This window comes from Pontiella sp., from assembly GCF_041622395.1.
In the GTDB taxonomy this organism is placed as follows: Bacteria; Verrucomicrobiota; Kiritimatiellia; order Kiritimatiellales; family Pontiellaceae; genus Pontiella.
The window spans coordinates 1-18037 of sequence record NZ_JBFJYW010000033.1 but is presented as its reverse complement, the minus strand read 5'-3'; the positions used below and the strand labels follow the sequence as shown (position 1 = coordinate 18037).

13 protein-coding genes are annotated in these 18037 nt (G+C 61.5%); 1 reads left to right on the top strand and 12 read right to left on the bottom strand.

Annotation, left to right across the window (positions count from 1 at the left end; translation table 11 throughout):
- Positions 1-299: 299 nt before the first annotated feature.
- From ABYO54_RS03395 to ABYO54_RS03350, 10 genes are all read right to left on the bottom strand, one after another.
- Entirely contained in the window at positions 300-2015 is a 1716-nt protein-coding gene (locus ABYO54_RS03395) for a hypothetical protein (RefSeq protein ID WP_372806832.1), read from the bottom strand.
- Between the two features lie 74 nt (positions 2016-2089).
- Complete coding sequence (locus tag ABYO54_RS03390; RefSeq protein ID WP_372806831.1) at positions 2090-3655, bottom strand: tetratricopeptide repeat protein; 1566 nt, start codon at positions 3653-3655, stop codon at positions 2090-2092.
- A gap of 8 nt (positions 3656-3663) precedes the next feature.
- Positions 3664-4314, bottom strand: a complete 651-nt coding sequence (locus ABYO54_RS03385) for an energy transducer TonB (protein WP_372806830.1) — start codon at positions 4312-4314, stop codon at positions 3664-3666.
- A 3-nt stretch (positions 4315-4317) separates the two neighbouring features.
- A complete protein-coding gene (locus ABYO54_RS03380; RefSeq protein ID WP_372806829.1) occupies positions 4318-4728 on the bottom strand; it encodes an ExbD/TolR family protein in 411 nt (136 codons plus the stop codon).
- Positions 4729-4779: 51 nt separating this feature from the next.
- Entirely contained in the window at positions 4780-5403 is a 624-nt protein-coding gene (locus ABYO54_RS03375) for a MotA/TolQ/ExbB proton channel family protein (RefSeq protein ID WP_372806828.1), read from the bottom strand.
- Between the two features lie 52 nt (positions 5404-5455).
- Positions 5456-6895, bottom strand: coding sequence for a MotA/TolQ/ExbB proton channel family protein (locus ABYO54_RS03370; RefSeq protein WP_372806827.1), 1440 nt, complete (start codon positions 6893-6895; stop codon positions 5456-5458).
- Positions 6896-6937: 42 nt separating this feature from the next.
- Complete coding sequence (locus ABYO54_RS03365) at positions 6938-7690, bottom strand: DUF3450 family protein (RefSeq protein ID WP_372806826.1); 753 nt, start codon at positions 7688-7690, stop codon at positions 6938-6940.
- A gap of 67 nt (positions 7691-7757) precedes the next feature.
- Positions 7758-10781 carry a TonB-dependent receptor domain-containing protein gene (locus ABYO54_RS03360; protein WP_372806825.1) on the bottom strand — a complete coding sequence of 1008 codons (3024 nt, stop codon included), beginning with the start codon at positions 10779-10781 and terminating at the stop codon, positions 7758-7760.
- Entirely contained in the window at positions 10778-11959 is a 1182-nt protein-coding gene (locus ABYO54_RS03355; RefSeq protein ID WP_372806824.1) for a hypothetical protein, read from the bottom strand. Before ABYO54_RS03355 ends, ABYO54_RS03360 begins: the two co-directional genes overlap by 4 nt.
- Before the next feature lie 122 nt (positions 11960-12081).
- Entirely contained in the window at positions 12082-13818 is a 1737-nt protein-coding gene (locus ABYO54_RS03350; RefSeq protein ID WP_372806823.1) for a hypothetical protein, read from the bottom strand.
- Between the two features lie 426 nt (positions 13819-14244).
- Here ABYO54_RS03350 and ABYO54_RS03345 point away from each other — a divergent pair, with 426 nt between their 5' ends.
- Entirely contained in the window at positions 14245-15540 is a 1296-nt protein-coding gene (locus tag ABYO54_RS03345; RefSeq protein WP_372806822.1) for a deoxyguanosinetriphosphate triphosphohydrolase, read from the top strand.
- Between the two features lie 115 nt (positions 15541-15655).
- On the opposite strand, the gene ABYO54_RS03340 is transcribed toward ABYO54_RS03345, so the two are convergent.
- The gene (locus ABYO54_RS03340; RefSeq protein ID WP_372806821.1) at positions 15656-16885 is read right to left on the bottom strand and encodes a hypothetical protein; all 1230 of its coding nucleotides are present in this window, start codon (positions 16883-16885) and stop codon (positions 15656-15658) included.
- Between the two features lie 108 nt (positions 16886-16993).
- A complete protein-coding gene (locus tag ABYO54_RS03335; RefSeq protein WP_372806820.1) occupies positions 16994-18022 on the bottom strand; it encodes a hydroxymethylglutaryl-CoA reductase in 1029 nt (342 codons plus the stop codon).
- Positions 18023-18037: the final 15 nt, after the last annotated feature.

Genomic DNA, 18037 nt, shown 5'->3' with positions numbered 1-18037 from the left:
TTTCATACCCATCGTCGATACCGTCGCGGTCCGTGTCGTATTCGGTGGGTTCGCTGTTGAGCTGCACATACGCGACTCCGCCGGCGCCAGAATCCCCGACCAGTTGCTTAAACCAAGTCAACACACTTTCTTGCAGGTCTTTTCTCTACATTTCTAATATTTGCAGGTGTTTTCACCCACAAAGCTACTCGGCAGTTAAGTTCCAATCCCGAGGAAACCCACGGAGGTACGCAGAGAAGCACGACGCCATCCACCCTGTTCGTACGGACCGCCGAGAGGCGGGACTACGAACATTTTCTTCACTTAAAGATCGAGTCGATGCCCATGGCGGATTCGGCGGCGAAATCGGGAACGGCTTTTTGGCCGAAACGTTTCAAGACCGGATAGAGGATTGCGAGCAGGTTGAGGGTGACGATGCGGTCGAACAGGCGGTATCCATGCTCGCCGCGGAACATCATTTTGAGCATGAGTTTCAGATGGGCGCGGCGCAACTTGAAGCGCGAGAAATCGAGCATGAGGGTGTAGCGCGGTTCGTCGTATTTCGCTTCGTATTCATGCTTCATGCGGATCAAGCGCGTTTCGATTTGGTCGGTAAAATCGAGGAAATAGTATTCGCGGACGGTGGCGACGAGCTTGAAGGTGTCGTACTGGAACCGGAGATCCTCGACGGGCAGACCGAGCCGGTTGGCCAACACCTCCATGCGCTTGATTTTACCGAGCGCGCGGAACCCCTCCTCGACGACGCGCCGGCCGTCGGCGACATAGCAACGCATGAATTTCCGCATGAAATGGTTGGCAACGATGTGCCGCCAGTAAACCGTGACGAGCGGCGGAACGCGCAGGCGGCGGAAATAGATTCTGCGCGATGCAAAGTCCTCGATGTAGAGCAGTTCCTTAACGACCTCGTCGGAGAGCCGAAGCAACTCCTGCAACGGGCGCCAATGCGGATCGGGAAAATGTTCGCGGTAGTATTGCTGGATGGCCTGGTCGGCACTGATGCCGTCGCGAAAGAGGCGGACGGTGACGAACGCGTTGATCTCGTTCCAAACGGCGTTGTCGTCGAGCCAGGTCAGACGGCGGAATCCGCTCCATCCGCCCGTCTGGCACCAAACGGAAATTCCCGCAATACTGCGCTGGCCAACGAGCTGATTGCGAATCGCTTCGTAATCCCAGCCGATGAACGACGGGTACTCGCCGAACCCCTCGTATTCGCGCCGCGCCTGGAATTCGACCAGCTTTCGGTGACCGCCCCGGAAAAAGAGCCGGTTGAGCGGAAGATAGCGGAAGAAGTCGGACGGGCCATACTTCATGGAAATGATGAAGTGGTCGTTTTCGAGCCCGGCAAAGACGGCATCGAACGTGTCGGGATTCCAGCTGATGTCGCCCACCCTGCCGACGCCGACGCTCCAGGTCCGGAAGATCAGCAGCCGATCGAACTCCTCGAACACGGGCAACAACTCCTGGATCATTCTGCGCGCCTGCCGCGGCGTGCGGATCGCCAACCGGCTGCGGAAGTCGCCCTCGACGTCCAGCCCGTCGGCCTCGCCGATGCGGACGATGATGCCGCCGACCATCGGAAATTTTTCAAACAGCTGCCGGCAGGCGTCTGCGGCGAATGTACGCAGTGCATCGTCGCTTTTCGCGAGGTGGCGGTCGATCGCCTCGTTGAAGAAAAGCAGGTCGGTCGTAATGTAGGGCACAAGCCCGGCCGCGGTCGCCACCGCGAACAACTCGCCAAAAAAGCAGCGGTAAGCGGAAAGCTTTTGTTTCAGCCGCTCATCGTAGAACGCGAAGATGCAAAGATGGGCCAGATCATCGAGCGTCACGGCGTTGTAACCCGCCGCGACCGCCTTGCGGCAGAAGGTTTCGAACTCGGCCCGAATCCGGACGCAGCGGAGCGGATCGAGCCGGCCATCCGTTTCCACGTGCGAAAACGGGACTTTCGACCAATTGACGACCGGTTGGTCGCACCCCCGGAAAAACGGAGCAATACCGTCGATCAAAAACAAATTCATGGAAATCCCGAATACCGAACACGGAAGCGCGGCATGGCGAAGGGTTCCCCTTCGAGCGGCCGCGCTTTACGGCGTTAGCCGCGGGTTTTGGCGATGCGCTCGACCTGCTTGACATAGTCTTCGATGTCGGGGCGGGGTTTGAGCTCGTAGGCGCGGCGCAGAAGCGGAAGCGCATCGCCATACTTCGCCTGCCCCACGAGCAACTGGCCGTGGTAGAGCTTGGCCTCGGCTTCGTGGCTTTCGATATTGGCGGCGCGCTCGTAGTAGAAGATCGCCTTTTCCGGAACGTTGCGGCCATAGTGTTGCGCCAACAGGATGAGCGCCTCGCCGTCGAGCGGATCGACTTCGACCACCTCTTCGAGCATCTTGACGGCCTCCGCGCCGCCGCCCTCGGCCACGGCGACGCGCGCCTGCAGCTTCAGCAACTCCTTGAGCTCGGCGGGATCGAGCGCGGATTTCTTTTCGGCCACGCGGTTGAGCATGCGCTTGGATTGGTCGAGCGAGCCGCGCGATGCCAGGATTTTGGCGGCGCGCAGCGGCGTGGCGGGGTTGTTGTCGCGATCGAGTTCGTAGGCGCGCAGGTAGGCATCGGCCGCCATATCCCAACGCGCTTCGTTGATGTAGATGTCGGCCAGCATGGTCATGCTGGCCGAGGTGGCCTGGCCCATGGCGTTGACATACTCATAGTTCTCGGCGGCCTTCATCGGTTGCTTGAGGCCAAGATAAGCATTGGCCTGCAGCAACCAGAATTCGGCGTTGTCCGGCTGCCGTTGAATCAGGGTCTCGCAGAGCCCGGCGGCATCGCCGAATTTTTGCTGTTTAAAAAAGCTGCGCGCGAGGCCGAGCTGCCAATCGACCGTTTCCGGATCGAGCAAAATCGCCTGGCGATAGGCCGACTCGGCGCAGAGATGGTTTTCCGTGGAGCCGTAGGCGAAGCCGAGCAACCCATAGGCGATCGAGGTGTGCCCGCCCAGTTCAACGACCTTGGTCAGGAACGGCAACGCCTTCCCGAAATCGCCGTTGCGAACGTGGATGAGCCCGGCATTCTTGTAGGCGCGGCGGAAGGTGGGGAATTTGGCGATCGCCCGGTCGTACCACCCCAGCGCCTCCGGCAGCTCGTCCTGCTGGAAGTAGAGGTTGCCGATGGTGAAATCGAAAAGTGCGGAGGAGGATTCCTTGGTGACCTTCCGGAGCTGCTTCATGGCCTTTTGCAGGTCGTCTTCTTCCGACATGATATCCATGACCTTTTGCAGCTGTTCGCGCTCGACGGCCGAAACGCGCGGCTCGATCTCGGCATTGGCGCCATAGCTCGCAAGAAACGCTTTCTGGAAGCGTTCGTCGTCCCAGACGGAGAGGTCCTGCAGCGTTCCGGGGTTCCGGCCGGCAACCGATTTTTTTTCGATGGCCGACATGTCCGCTTCGGCGTGGACCACCTCGGCGAGGGCGGGGCCGCGGTCCGTTTTTCCGCCCGGCAGCGCATCGAGCAGGTCGAGCATTTCGTTGGCGGAAGCGGCGCCGGCGAACAGGAACGACCCCATTGCCAATGTGGAGACGGAGCGACGGAACAACGGGCAAACCGCCGTGCCGCCGTGCCCGCCCGCGAAACGGGAAGCGGAAATATCGATTCGTTTAGTTTTCATAATGGGTCCTATTTTTGGAACGTGATGGGCACCCGCATCCGGAACTGGACGGGCTTGCCCTTGCGCTTGCCCGGCTCGAACTTCCACTGTTTAACGGCTTTGAGCGCGGGATTGTTGAAGGCCGGATGGGTCGACTTCTGGACCTTGAGGTCGCGGGTACGACCGGTCTTGTCGACGATGAACAAAACATAGACGGTGCCCTGCATGTTCTTGCGGGCCAGCTCCGGCGGATAGATCGGCGCGGGCTGGTAGACCACGCGCGGCTTCTGGTCGAGGTCGGACAGCGAGAAGATGGCGTCCACCTCTTCGGCATTGCCCGTCAGGCCGTCGAGATCAATCGAAAAGTCGCCGCCGCCGAATCCGCCGTCGCCCGGGTTGAGGGCAAGCTCGAGCTGCGAAAGGTCGAGCGGCTGCGCGTCCATGGCCGGGGGCGGCGGAGGCTGCTCCTCCGGTTCCGGTTCGTCCGGCTCCTCCATCGGAGGCGGCGGGGGCGGCGGCTCGACCACGGCATCGACCGACCGGATCGTTAGGTCTTTGCTCGGCGGCTTGGTGATGACCTGAAGGATCGGCAACAGCATGAAGAACGCAAAGGCCAAGGCCAGGCCCAGCCCCACGAATGCGGCCTGCCGAACCATGAATCTGACGAATGAGTGGATCACGTTCTAGCCCTGGTTTTTGCGGGTGGCGATGCTGACCTTGGCGGCTCCGGCCAGTTTGGCTTCGTCGATCACGCGGACCATCAGGCCCGCCGGCACGTTTTGGTCGGCCTGCACGATGACGGGAACCTCTTCCTTCTGCATCATGCGCTTGACCAGCGGCTGGACCCCGGCCATGCCGATCTCGCGGCCGCCGTAGACGATCTGGCCCTGGTCGGTGATCGCCAGCATTATGCTGGTCTTTTCCAGCTGGACCGAGGAGGCCGCCTGCGGTTTATCGACCTCCACGCCCGTCTCTTCCACGAAGGTGGTCGTGACGATGAAGAAGATCAGCAAAATAAAGACGCAGTCGATCAACGGGGAAATATCGACCGCTGCTTCGGCGCTGTCGTCGGTGTTGCTTCTAAAACGAGCCATGGGTAATTACTCCTTAATGCGTGAGGCGTGAGACGTGAGGGAGGATTTCATTCAAGCCGCCTTCGCCGGTTGGTTTTCTTTGTAAATACGTTGCGAGCAGACGGTTTGCAGGTGGGCGAGAAACGCCTTGTATTGAGCATGCTCGCGGGCCAGCTTGTACTGGAAGATCAGGCCGGGCAGCGCAATCAACAGCCCGGTCTCGGTGGTGATCAGCGCCTCGGAAATGCCCGAGGCCACCATGCCCATGGTCTTGTCGCCGCCGGAGCCCGTCGCCAGCGCGGCGAAGGTGGCGAGCATGCCCGTCACCGTGCCGAGCAGCCCGAGCAGCGGCGCAATGCCGACGCAGGCCTGCATCACTTTCAGGTCGCGGTTGATCGGCGCAATCTCGGTCTGGTTCAACTCGTCGAACCGAATCGCGATCTCCGTCAGGTTGGTGGCGCCCATCACGAAGCGGATCATCTTGCCGACGGGGCCGCGGCCCTTGGCGGGATCCTTGACCCACGTCTTCATCTTGCCTTCCGTAACGTAGAGATAGCCCTTGGCCCGGATGCGCCAGAAGATGGCCGACCCCATGTAGAAGATGATGAATGCGTCGAGCGCCAGGGCAACCATCGCCCATCCGCCCGAAGCCCAGATCGCGACGGCCTGTTGCCAAATTGAGGGCGTCGCTTCCATTATGCGCGTTCCTTCCAATGTGTTGCCTGACGCGGGATTCGTGCGGCGTGTGTCATGATACCGCCCCGGAGCCGGCAACGGTTCGAGTTGCCCGGTTCATGAAGAGAATCGCGACCTGCTCCATGCCGTCGGTAATGCTCTTGGCCTTGCGCGAAAGGAAGGCGTAAAGCACCAGCGCGGAAATGGCGACCACCAGACCGAGCTCGGTCGTTATCAGCGCTTCGGATATCCCGCCCGAGAGCGTCTTCACATCGCCCGAGCCAAATACGGTGATGAGCTTGAAGGTGTTGATGATCCCGGTCACCGTACCGAGCAGCCCCATCAGCGGCGCGGTCGAGGCGCAGACCGCGAGGAACGGCGTCAGCCTGTTGACGCTCATGCGGGTGGTGAGCATCTCCTCGTACATCACCTCTTCGACGAGCTCTTTCGGCTCGGCGATATGGTCGATGCCGCTGGCAAGCATGGCGGCGGTCGGGCCTTTGAGCTTTCCGATTTCGGCGGCGGCCGTCGGGTAGTCGTTCACCAGCATGGCGCGAAGAACGGGCTGGACGGCTTTTTCGGATGGCATGGGAACGAGGGCGAGCTGGATCCATTTGACGAGGGCGACGGCGACGCAGAGCACGAACATGCCGAGAATGACATAGGCCACCATGCCGCCTTTGCGGATATGTTCCTTGAAGGTTTCGTTGGTCTCCTCGATCTTGCGGGCGTTGCCGAGGCTTGGGTCGAATGGGAAATCGCCTTGCATCTGCTTGACGGTGGCGGCCACCATGGCGGCGTTGGCCGGGTCCGCGAACGGCATCACGGTCGGTTCGAGCGAACCGAGTTGCTGCTCGGCGATTCCGGCCATGGAGCCGTCGGTGGCGGCAAACAGCGCAACCGGACCAACGACGATGAACTGCCCGTCCTTGACCATCCCGTCTTCGCCGGCGGCGCGCCCGACGAAAGCCGTTCCGCCGACAACGTTCTGCAAACGCAGAATCGAAGCCTCGACGAGCGCCGTCTGCTGCACGAAGATCTCCTCGTCGGAAAGATTGGTGTTGTCGGGCGCAAGCACGGCGGCTTCGATCGCGTCGCCATACAGATCGAGTTCGGCGATATGCAGGCGGCTCTCGAAGTTGCGGATATATTCGCCGAGCAGGTTGGAAATGTAGCTTTTCTCGCCCTTGCGCGTTTTGATTTCCGAGCGCAGGTTGTTGAGGTCGAGATTGCGGCTGTCGAGCTGGCGCATCACCTTCTGGTGCTCCTGGCGCACAATCATCACTTCGTCCTCAAGGGCGTTGAGGCCTTTGACCATCGGCAGCTTTTCCTTGCCGATCGCCTGCCGGACGCCGGTCAACTCCTGCAGGCCGGCTTCGAGCTTTTGCTCCATTTCGGGCGCGGGCCCGGCAAACGCGTAGATTGCGGTAAGGCAAAGTACGCAGAGCGTGAAGACAACGACGCGCTCGAAACGGTTGCGCCGATGCGTGTAATAAAATCCTATATCGTTCATCTGGAGATCCTGTTGGTTTGGAAAGGCGGTTGCGAAAAGTCGTTAATCGACCCGGACGGGCAGCGAAATGAACTCCGCCGTCTTTTCGTTTTTCAAAATCGCGATCGAGTCGGCCACCGGTTTTGCAAGGGCGTTGTTGGGCTCCCACCGCCAGCCGTCTGCGGAGGGCCGGCCCATTCCGGCAACATCGCCTTTGGCGGTACAGTAGTAGGCGCAGCCAAAACCGAGATAGAGGGTCTGCACTTCGGCGGTGCTGCCGTCGGGCAGATCGCGCACCTCGCTGACGACGGCGATTTCGTTGGCGCTCTTGTTCAACTCGTTGACGATGCCGATCACGTTCTGGTAACGCTCCGACAACGAGAGGTCGGTCGTTGGGCTTTTGGGGATGCGCTGGCTGAGCGGCTTCATGCGGTCCTGCACGGGTTGCGGCAGGGTCGGCAGCAACTTCAGCACGTTGCGCTCCAAGGTGAAGATCCGGTTCACGAGCGTGGCCGATGCGTTTTTGAGCGAATCGTTTTCCTGCACCAAGTCCTCGCGCTTTTTATCGGCATCGGTAATCAGCGACTGCGTTTCGTGGATCTTGGAATGGAGCGAGTCGCGCTCGCTGCGGACGAGATCGATCCGGTCGCCGAGCATTTCGCGCTCGAGCGCCCATTGCTCCTTTTCCTGGGAGATCAGCTTGCGGGTTTCCACCCACTTCGAAAGCATCTCCTTGGCGCGTTCGAGTTCGGTGTCCTGCGCCAGGCAGGCCGCCGCGCCGGAAACGGCGAAAATCATCATCAATCGTTTTTTCATGTTTACCTCTGGCTAGCTTTCTATTGTCGAAATGTTTGGGGGCGATGAGCGGTTTGTTAATCGGCGGTTACCACGTGGCGTCGAGGCCGATCGAATAGGAAATCCCTTTCGTGTAGGAGCTCTTCACCGTGTCGTCGCCGATGAATTCCGAACGGTAGACTTCCCGGATTTCCGGATCGGTCAGGTTTTTGGCCTTGAAAGAGAGCCGAAGGCGTTTGCCCAGGTTCTGCGACACGGTGAAATTGAGCGTTTCGTATTCGGTTTCGTAGACCGACGGATAATAGCCGAGATCGTTGCTCTCCCCCGCAACCAGCGTATCGCCCTTCACGACGTAGAAGAGCCCCAGCTTGGTGCCCAGAGCCGGAACCTCGTAGGTGAGGTTGAGATTGTAGAGATGTTCCGGCGCGTTCATCATGTCGCGCGTGGACGCGGCATACGCCCCCAGATCCGCGATATCCTCGTTGCTCAGGCTGACCTCGGAGTCGATGAACGTGGCGTTGGCCCCGAACGTCAGCCCTTCGAGCGGGCTCCACAACCGGCCGAGCTGCTGCCGGAACTCGATTTCGTATCCTCTCATCTCGCCGGAGGGATAGTTGACCGCCGTAATGTAGGAGCCGACGTTGTCCACATAGCGCTGCGTGTATTCGATCGGGTTGTCGATTTTCTTCATGAACCATGAAGCGGAAACCAATCCCCCCGGATAAGGAACGTAGTCGAAACGCAGATCGTAGTTTTCCAGTGCGCTCATCTCCAGCGTTGGGTTGCCGATAAAGATGTCGGCGCCGAGATATTCCTGCTGCTGGATGGGGGTCAGCTCCTTGAAGGTCTGGCGGGCCACCGTTTCGCCGTAGGCCGCGCGCAGGGTGATCGAATCGAGCGGCCGCAGCTCAAGAGCCAACGACGGCAGGACATCGTCCTGGTGGTAGTCCACGTCGGCCTCCCCTTCCAGCAGCTGCGAGAGGCCGTATTCGCCCGGCTTGACCCAATACACCTCATCCTCGGGATCGACAATGGTGACGCTCAAATCCGTCTTTTCAAAGCGGGCGCCCCCGACGAACGTGAGGAACGAAGCCAGCGGGACATCCACCATGTAGTACCACGCCGAAATCTCCTGCGTACCGTCATAGTCGGCATCCACCTCGGCCGCATACATCGCATCGTTTTCGCCGGGATAGTCATCCGTCCAAAAATCATCCCAGCTCAACGTTGAACTCGAATCGGCGTTGATGGACGAGTCGTTGGCATCCGAAAGGTTTTGATACGAGTCCTTGGTATAGGAGCGCTCGACCTTGTCCGCGAACACGCCCAGTTTCAAGAAGCCTTCGTCGCCGCTCCACTGCTTGAACGGCAGCTGGCCGTTGAAGGCATATTGCCGGCTTTGCTCATAGACGTTTTCCCAGATCCGCTGGGCATTCCCCAGATAGCTGACCGGTGGTTTGTCCTGATAATAGGCGGGAGGAACCGTGTTGGTGGTGACGGTTCCGCGGTGACTGGTCACCTGCTCGTATCCCGGGTTCCACTTGGAAGAAAACATGCGCTTGTCCGGCGTATCGAGTTCGGAATCGCTGCGCGAAACCTTCCAGTCCAGCTCGGGCGCAAGCACCATGAAGAATTCTTGCTTGCCGAACTCGGGAATCGGCAACACGTGCTCGCCGCCGAGTTGAAGCGAGGAGGTGTCGCGCTCGACATACTCCAGCGTTTGGCTGCGCCGGTACGGTGCGGCGGAGTTGTAGGCATCGCTGGAGGTTGCGGCGAGCGGATCGTATCCGTCCACCTGCGCGGTCACATAGAATGCCTTGCCGCGCGTATCTTCGGCCAAGGTGGTCGTGCTCTCGGCCACATGCGTGGAGAGATAGGAGAGCATCAGGGAGTGGTCTTCGGTTTCGAGGCCGACGGCGCCCAGACCGCCCCACTGGACCTCTTCGGAGCTTTGCTCCACATCCATCAGGGCGGTGGTGAAATCGGTGCCCGATGCGTTCAGCTCCCCGGTGCCATAGGGATCCTCGCCGGAGTGGACGGGAACCATTTCCCCGTTCCTGAACCACCACTTGTCATCCGTCGCGCGGTCGATGTAGGACGCATCCGTCTTGTAATAAAAGTTGCCAAGCGCGGAAGCCCGGACTCCGTCCGCCACTTCGATCCGGTCGCCCGCCGTGAGCGACCCATCGTACATTTCCGGCACGGCGCCGCGCGTCGTGCCCATGGCTCCGGACCAGGCGGAGCCTACGTCCTGCGGTTCGCGCTCGCCGGCATCGTGCGTGCCCCAAAAATCGAGCCCTCCGCCCTCGTAGCTCAGGAATTCCCCGTCGGCGGGCATCGACGTTTTGTACTGGACCCCCGCCTTGAAGCTCAACACCGGCTCTTCGGGCATGCTTTTGAGCACCACGTTGACCGCGCCGCCGGAGGCATCGCCCTGCTGGTCGGGCGTAAAGGTTTTGGAAACCTGGATGCTTTCGATCAAGGCGCCGGGAAACTGGTCGAGCTGCACGGCGCGTTTGTCGGGATCGGCGGTGGGCAGGCGCACGCCGTTGAGCAGGGAGACGACGTAGCGATCGGGCAATCCGCGGACCACGGCGTATTTGCCGTCCTGCACCGTCGTGCCCGGAACCAGGCTCAACGCCTGTGCGGCGTCGGAAGCCGCCGCCTGGCTCATGAGGTCCGCCCCCACGGAATCCATCATGGCGGAACTCTCCAGGCGCAGGTTGAGCAGGCCGATTTCCGAAGCGCCGCCCAACTGGATGTCGCGGACGACCAGTTCGTCCATCTCCTCGTATTCGCCCGCCAGCGAAGCGTCCACTTCGGCGAGCCGCCCGGCCGTCACCACGACTTCCGGTTTGGTGAAACGGGTATAGCCCGGCTTGTTGAACAACACGGTATAGGATCCCGGTTCGACCTGTTCGAAGAAGAAGCTTCCGGCATCCCCCGTCTGGGTTTCCTGCCCCGTTTCCGAAATACGCACCTTCACGCCGGGCAGCGGCACCTCGAAGTCGGCATCCAGGGCCATTCCGCGAATACCGCCCAGCTGCGCCCCCGCCGCCAGCCCCCACAGGCAACCGCCAACCACCAACGAAACGTTAAAACGGTTCCTCACCACGGAGCCCCCAACTCGTCTTTGATTCGCCCGATGCGCGTCCAGAGCGCGTCGGTCGGTTCGGTTTGGCTCTTCGCCATGGACAGGCAAATTTGGCAGAGGTCCTCGGCCCGGGGGCGGGCATTTGCATTCACGACGGCTTCCTCGACCGCCAGTGCATAGATTGCGCGGGCCTCGGTCGAATCGCCCGCCAAGGCATAGGCCTCGGCCACGGGAATCAACGCCTCGGTCCGGTAAATATCGATAATCTCCCGTTTGCCGCGGTTGAAAACATCGCGGGCTTGCCGGAGCTCAACCAGCGCGGTTTCGGTTTGTCCGCATTCGATGCGGAGCGTGGCCAACCGGGCCAACAGCGGGGCGTGGTATTCGGCGGGCCATTCCGCGCCCGCGATGAGTCCGGCCACCTGTTCGACCAACCGGACGGCGTTTTCCCGGTCCTCTTTTTGCAAGGCGACTTCAGCCAGCTTTTCCAACACATCGATCCGGTCGATGACGGGGAGCTTGCTCCAGCCGCCGGCGATCTTTTCCTCGATCATTGCGCGGCGGCCGGCGTTTTCGTAAAACCGTTCGTAAAGCGCGGCATAGGCCGAGAGCGCGCCCCGGAGCACATCCAGTCCGCCGATGGCCAGCTGGCCATCGAGCTTGGCGGCGAAACCGTCGAATTCGTCTTCGGCGCAATGCCGGGTATTCATCAACTCGGCTTGGGCCCGTTCCGATTCGTTCAAGGCCTTGCCGAGGAAGGCGGCTTCATCGTTGCGGCCGATCAGCTCCCAGGTTTGGGCCATGCGGACGGCCACGCGCTCGCGGCGCCAGTCCTGCTCCGCCGTGCGGGCGGCGGCGTCGGCCAAGGCCAGATAGTCGCCGACGCGGTTGGTCACGCCGCGTTCCGCGCAATAGTAGGCATAGTTTGCGTAAGCCAAGCCTTGGCGCCAGTTCGGGATTTGCCCGGCAAACGCCAGTGCACGCGCCGGTTGGCCGAGCTCCAGCGCCACCTCGAAGGCCTGCTGCTGGAAACGCGCCCGATCCTTGACGTGGGGCGCCAGCGGAATCGCCGTTGCACATTCAAACGCGGCCTCCAGCAGCTCGGTCCGAAAGGCCGCGATGGGCCGATCCGCCACCGTGGCCGGGGACTCGCTCTTCTCCACACACCCGCCCGCCAGCAAGACGGGCAAACACATCCATAACGTCGTTTTAATTAATCGCATCGAATTCCAACCTGTTACACCTATAAAAACCGAGGGCAAAAAACGGTGGCAGGGCGTTCCCTGCCACCGGAATCGTTCATACGGATCGTGCCGGATTACTTCACAACCACCCGGTAAAACCCGGACGCCTGCAGGTCGGCATCTCCATACTGGATATAGGAACCGTCGCCCACGACCGACGCCACGTAGGACCAATCGCCATCGGCGCTGTCGGCCCCTTGGATTTCGTATTCGACGCCGAACTCGGACGGGAAGGAAACCACGACGCCGCTCGCGATGCTGGCCGCTGGCGCAGCGCCGTTCATGCCGGTTTCGGTCATGCCGTATTGGTCGACGGAGGTCCACCCGGCCAGCCAGTTGTAGCTGGAGGAAAAGGCGCCGCGGAACGGGGCATTCACGAAGAAACCATCGCTGGCTTCGGGATTGGCGACGCTCAGGGCTTCGTTCTGGGCGCAGGGGTTGATGTTGGTCACCAAGGCAACGCTCTTACCGCCGCGGGTAACGGTTGGCCCGCGTTCGAAACCGACGATCGGATCGGCGGTGGTGACAATGTTGTCGAGGGCCGGGTTGCTTTCCCAGGCGCCGGCGGAACCGTTGACGATGCCCAGGGCGAGGATCTGGTCGCCGCTGTCGCTCTCGTTGCAGTAGTTGAAGAGGCACCCCTTCATTTCGGCCAGGTAGCCGGAAGTCTGGACCGGGTAGCAATCGGCCTGGTCGGCATAGATGTCGGAGACCCAGTTTACGGCGGAATAGTTGGTGTAGGCCGTCGTCCAGGTATCGGCCCACGAGAGCGTACCGTTGTAGCCGTAACCCTGCGCGCCGTCGCCGTCGGTGTTGTCGTAGCGAACGGCCTCTTCCCCGATGTCCGCGAAGATGCAGTTGTGGTACTGCACGCGGGCGTTGTCGCGCCAGGTCGTTGCGCCGTCGCCGGAGAGGTAGTTGCCGATCACGGTGAAGTTGGCGATCTTGGTGGTGGTCACCGGTTGCGCGTCGGAATCTTCGGCTCCGTCGATCTCGATGCAGTTGTCGCCGAGGCCGGAACCCTGGCTGTCATCCGTCGAGTAGCCCTGTACGATCAGACCGAACTGGATCTTGCCGCGGTACCCTTGGTCGATGTCCAGGCTGTCGTCGCCGACGTTCCAGATGTTCAGGTACTTGAGGTTGACCGTGCCGCCCCAGATTTCGATGCCATCGTCGACGTTGTTCATGATTTCAACGTGGTGGATGTCCGTTTCGCGGCCGATCGCGCCGAGCGAAAGACCATTCAGCTCGTTGGCCAAACCGACCACCTTGCCGCCGTAGCGCAGGGAAAGGTAGCTGATCGAACCGCTGTCGTCGTTGTCGTCGTTGCCGCCGTAATAGGTGTCGTTGACGCTGTCGTCGGTCAAGCCTTCCATCTGCACGACGTTCAACCCCGTCGGCGTCTTGGTGTTGGTGCCGCGGTCGCGCACGCTATCGGACGAAGCGCCGATCAACCCCCGCCCCATGAGCGTCAGGTTGCCCCATTCGTTGCAGCCCTCGTGCCACTCCGTCAGCGTGTCCGACGTGGACGTCATGATGACCGGTTCGTCTTTCGTACCGTTGACGTAGATCTTGGCGCCGCGGGAAACCGCGAGCGACCCGCCGACGCCGGTCGTGCTCTGAACCAGCGTCCCCTCCTGAATCGTGAGGGTGGCTCCGGCGCGAACATAGATCTGCTTGGTCAGGTTGTATACATTGTCCTTCGTCCAGGTCGTGGACGTCGCGATATCCGACGTCACATCGACGTTCGCCGCCTGCGCGGCGATACCGGCGCCGAGCAGGGCGGTGGCGATGATGAAATGTTTCTTCATTAGCTTTCTCCTTTAATGATGACTAACGTTCTTTTGGCTGCGGTCGCCCGCATTGTTGCTGTTGGCAACCCAGTGCCGTCGGGGTGGAACCGGAGGCCTTAACTTTTTATCCGCCCGGTTTCCGGCCAATCCCGCTGAAACGTCAAAGTGGTGGGTTCGTTAAAATACATTTCGTTCCAGCAGGGTTGTCCCCTTCGACGTGCCCCATTAGGCGGATGGCCCATTAGGAAAACATTAGGCGTCGCTATGGATGCGGTTGGGGTTCCATGAAGATTCGGCAAGCGCGGGGTTAGGAAACGGTTTGCATGCAGACCATCCGCCAACGCCCCCCTGCCGGGGACCGGCTCAAACCCAGTGCGGTCTTGCCCTCGCATACGTTCATCGCCATGATCCCCGCTTTCACCGACCCTCGAAGGAAGACGCCGCATGACACCACCCATGAACTGGAAACAACTGCTTGATGAACAGCGCCTGCTCGCCCCGCGCACGGAACCGCAAGCCGGACGCTCCGGCTTTCACCGCGACTACGATCGGATTGCGTTCAGCCATCCGTTTCGGCGACTGAGCGACAAGACCCAGGTCCACCCGCTATCGCGAAACGACCATGTGCACTCGCGGCTCACCCACAGCCTGGAGGTCTCGATCGTCGGGCGTAGCCTCGGCATGGCGGTGGGCGAAAAACTCGAAGGCATCGACCCCACCGATCTGAGCCAGATCCTGCAGGCCGCCTGTCTGGCGCACGACATCGGCAACCCGCCCTTCGGCCATGCGGGCGAGGATGCGATTCAGCAGTGGTTCAGCGCCGAACAAAACGCGCACCTGCTCGAAGGGCTGTCGGACCGCGAGCAGCTCGACTTCCGTTGCTTCGAGGGGAATGCCCAAGGTTTTCGCCTGCTGACGAACGTCGAACACAACCCCGGCCAAGGCGGCATGCGGCTCACGCACGCCACGCTGGCCGCGCTGATGAAATATCCCTGGACGAGCCCCCATGCGGGCGAAAAGAAAAAGTTCGGCGCGTTCCAGGCCGAGCGGCATCTGCTGGAAGCGGTGGCAACCGCCACCGGATTGCCAACGGATGAAGACGGCCGCTATTGTCGCCACCCCCTCGCATTCCTCGCCGAGGCCGCGGACGACATCTGCTACCGGATCATCGACCTGGAGGATGCCGCCGAGATCGGCCTGCTCTCCTTCGCCCTCGTCCGCGATGCGCTCGAGGCCATTGGCGGCGAAAAGGCGAACCCCCAATTGAGCGAGCGCAACCAACTCTCCTTTCTCCGCGCCCGGGCCATCGCCAAAGCCGTCCACGCGGTTGCCGACGCCTTCGCGGCGAACGAAAAAAAGTTGCTCGCGGGAAACACCCATTTCAAGAGCGGCCTGATCGGCCTCTGCCCGGAAGCGGTCAGCGGCCCGCTGGACGCGGCGGTGAACCTGGCGCGGAAACGGGTCTATACCGACCACCGTAAAATGGAACTCCAACTCGGCGGCTATCGGCTCATCGGCGACCTGCTCGGACTCTTCTGCGCCGCCACGCGCGAGCGGATCGAAAACAAAGCGGTATCCTACCGATGCGAACAGGTGATGGCGCTGATGAAATTCGAGGCCCCGCAATACGGCGACGCGCTCTACCCCTCCCTGCTGAAAGTCACCGACTACATTTCCGGCATGACCGACCAATATGCCTCCCGCATGGCCCGCCGGCTCAACGGGATGGGCGAAACCTAGGGAAACCAGCCACCGGATTCGTTGTCGCGTGCCGCGAGCCCCTTCCCGATTTTCTGCGGCGGTCCCCACAGGATCTCGGCGGCGTCGCCCTGGTTTGCCGAGGAGGTTCAGGGCACTATTTTTCCGGGGGCGGAATGGGCGTTTCGCGTCCCGTGCGCGGGGCGGGGCTGCGGCCGATGATTTCCGGCACGGAGCCTCCGGCGCGAACCACCTGGATCCGGTCGCCGATCATCAGGTCGAGCGCGCGCAGATGATCCAGGCTATGCAGGCTGGCGCATTGCAGGGTGGCCCCGCCCTGCTCGACCGGTTCGAAATGGGCAACCGGCGTCAGGCGGCCGGTTTCGCCGCGCGTCCACTCCACGCGCAGCAAGGTCGACTCCACCGATGCCGCGCGGTATTTGCGCGCAAGGGCGCCGCGCGGATATTTCGCCGTCGCCCCCAGCCGTTCAAACGCGGCCCGCTCATCGAGCCGAATCACGACGCCGTCCGTCGGGAACGCAGCGTCCAACCCTGCGCGGTACATCCGTTCGACGGCGGGCAACACCTCGCCCCCGGAAACCACCCGGCAGTCAACGGTCGGCAATCCGAGCGCCGACACCATGGCCAGCGCGTCCGAATGGCTCACCGGCGGGGATTCGGTTTCGATGACTTCGAAGATTCGCAGCGCCAAACCGCGGCGGGCGATTTCGGCATAGTCCTTCAACCGCAGCGTGCCGGCGGCCGTATTGCGCGGATGCTTAAACGGCGCCAACCCCTCGCCGCGCCGCCGGTCGTTCAGCGCATTGAAGGCGGCAAACGACAGCAGCAGCTCGCCGCGCAGCTCCAATGTTTCCGGCGCATTCTTCAGCGACACCGGCACGCAGCCCGCCGCCACGATCGCAGCGGTGACCTCCAACCCGCTTTGGCCATCGCCCCGCGTGAGGGCCTGCACCAACAACCCGTTGCGATAGCGCAACACAATCGTCAGCCCATCGAGTTTGGGCTCCACGCAATACGCCCGCTCCGCGCCGCACGTTTCCAGAAATGCCGCCACCTCCGCATCGGCATACGCCTTTTTCAAACTCAAAACGGGTTTGGTGTGCTCAACGCGCTGCGCGTCATCCGGGAGATCGGCCCCGACCGTCAATCGATCCGGCAACTCCGGATAGGCGGCAACCAACGCATCGTATTGGCTGCGCAGCGTATCGTAGGCGGCATTGCCCATGATGGGCTCGCCGGCGTTGTAATAGGCATCGTCCGCTTGACGCAGCACCGTTACCAGCTGTACGGCATGCCGCTCCACATGCTCCGGTGCCGCCAAACAGGAGACGCCAACCAATAGCCCAATCCAGATCAACTTGCTCATGGCGCCATGCTGGCAAAACCCACCGTCGACGGCAACCCGTTTTCACAAACTCTTCACCAAACACGGAAACAGAAACAAAGCCGCAACCGCAGAACGGTTCTTTCCCGTTTATTTGCGTTCGATGCGGCGGTGGGCGTCCATGAGTTCGCCGGGGTTGGTCTGGGCGGCGAGCAGGGAGAGTTCGCCGCAGAGCACCTGCGCGGCGCAGAGGCAGGCGAGGCGCTTGGAGTTTTCGCCGGGTTCGCGATCGGCATCGAGCCCCATGCGGCGCATGTTTTCGAGAACGAAATCGAGGCCTTTGCCGTTGCCGACGGTGCCCATGATGAGGTTGGGCAGCGTGACGGCGAAATAGAGATCGTCGCCGCGCACCTCGGCCATGGTAAGGCCCTGGGAACCTTCGACGATGTTGGCGGCGTCCTGCCCGGTGGCGAGATAGAAGCCGAGCAGCATGTTGGCAAAGTGGGCGTTGGCACTGCGCGAGCCGCCGGCCAGCATGGTGCCGATCAGGTTCTTGCGGATGTTGAGCTGCACGATCTTTTCGGGCGTGCTCTTGAGATAGCGGCGGACGAATTTGCCGGGAATGAGCAGTTCGGCGACGACGTATTTTCCGCGGCCGAGGATGCCGTTAACGGCGGTGGCCTTTTTATCGGAGCAATAGTTTCCGGAGATGGACCCGTATTGCAGATCGGGATGCTTTCCGAGCAGGTGGTTCATCAGCGCCTCGGCGGCCTGGGTGCACATGTTATGGCCGGAGGCATCGCCCGTGGTGAACTCGAAGCGGATAAAGAGCAGGTTGCCGGCGATCTGGGAATGGAGGTCGATCAGCTTGGCAAAACGGCTGGTGCCGGCAACCACGTGCTCCAGCTCGGCGCGGGCCTGCTTGATTTTTTCCAGCGCGATAAGGGCGGCGCCGGCATCCGGCGCCTCGAACAGGACGGAGCGGGTCATGCGGTCGTCTACCACGGTGCACTTGATGCCGCCGGCGCAGTTCATCGAAACGCGGGCTCCGCGATTGACCGAGGGCCACAGCGGCGTTTCATAGGTCGCCAGCGGCACCTCGAACTCGCCTTCGATGGTGTTCCCCGACACCTTCACCGGACCGACAAACTGCATGGGAATCTGCGCATATTCACTCATTGACTACTCCTTGGA

Bases quoted from the DNA above. Each gene is read 5' to 3' on its own strand.
- ABYO54_RS03340 (WP_372806821.1), bottom strand. From the start codon at position 16,885: ATGAGCAAGTTGATCTGGATTGGGCTATTGGTTGGCGTCTCCTGTTTG.
- ABYO54_RS03395 (WP_372806832.1), bottom strand. From the start codon at position 2,015: ATGAATTTGTTTTTGATCGACGGTATTGCTCCGTTTTTCCGGGGGTGC.
- ABYO54_RS03345 (WP_372806822.1), top strand. From the start codon at position 14,245: ATGACACCACCCATGAACTGGAAACAACTGCTTGATGAACAGCGCCTG.
- ABYO54_RS03375 (WP_372806828.1), bottom strand. From the start codon at position 5,403: ATGGAAGCGACGCCCTCAATTTGGCAACAGGCCGTCGCGATCTGGGCT.
- ABYO54_RS03355 (WP_372806824.1), bottom strand. From the start codon at position 11,959: ATGTGTTTGCCCGTCTTGCTGGCGGGCGGGTGTGTGGAGAAGAGCGAG.
- ABYO54_RS03350 (WP_372806823.1), bottom strand. From the start codon at position 13,818: ATGAAGAAACATTTCATCATCGCCACCGCCCTGCTCGGCGCCGGTATC.
- ABYO54_RS03365 (WP_372806826.1), bottom strand. From the start codon at position 7,690: ATGAAAAAACGATTGATGATGATTTTCGCCGTTTCCGGCGCGGCGGCC.
- ABYO54_RS03335 (WP_372806820.1), bottom strand. From the start codon at position 18,022: ATGAGTGAATATGCGCAGATTCCCATGCAGTTTGTCGGTCCGGTGAAG.
- ABYO54_RS03370 (WP_372806827.1), bottom strand. From the start codon at position 6,895: ATGAACGATATAGGATTTTATTACACGCATCGGCGCAACCGTTTCGAG.
- ABYO54_RS03380 (WP_372806829.1), bottom strand. From the start codon at position 4,728: ATGGCTCGTTTTAGAAGCAACACCGACGACAGCGCCGAAGCAGCGGTC.
- ABYO54_RS03390 (WP_372806831.1), bottom strand. From the start codon at position 3,655: ATGAAAACTAAACGAATCGATATTTCCGCTTCCCGTTTCGCGGGCGGG.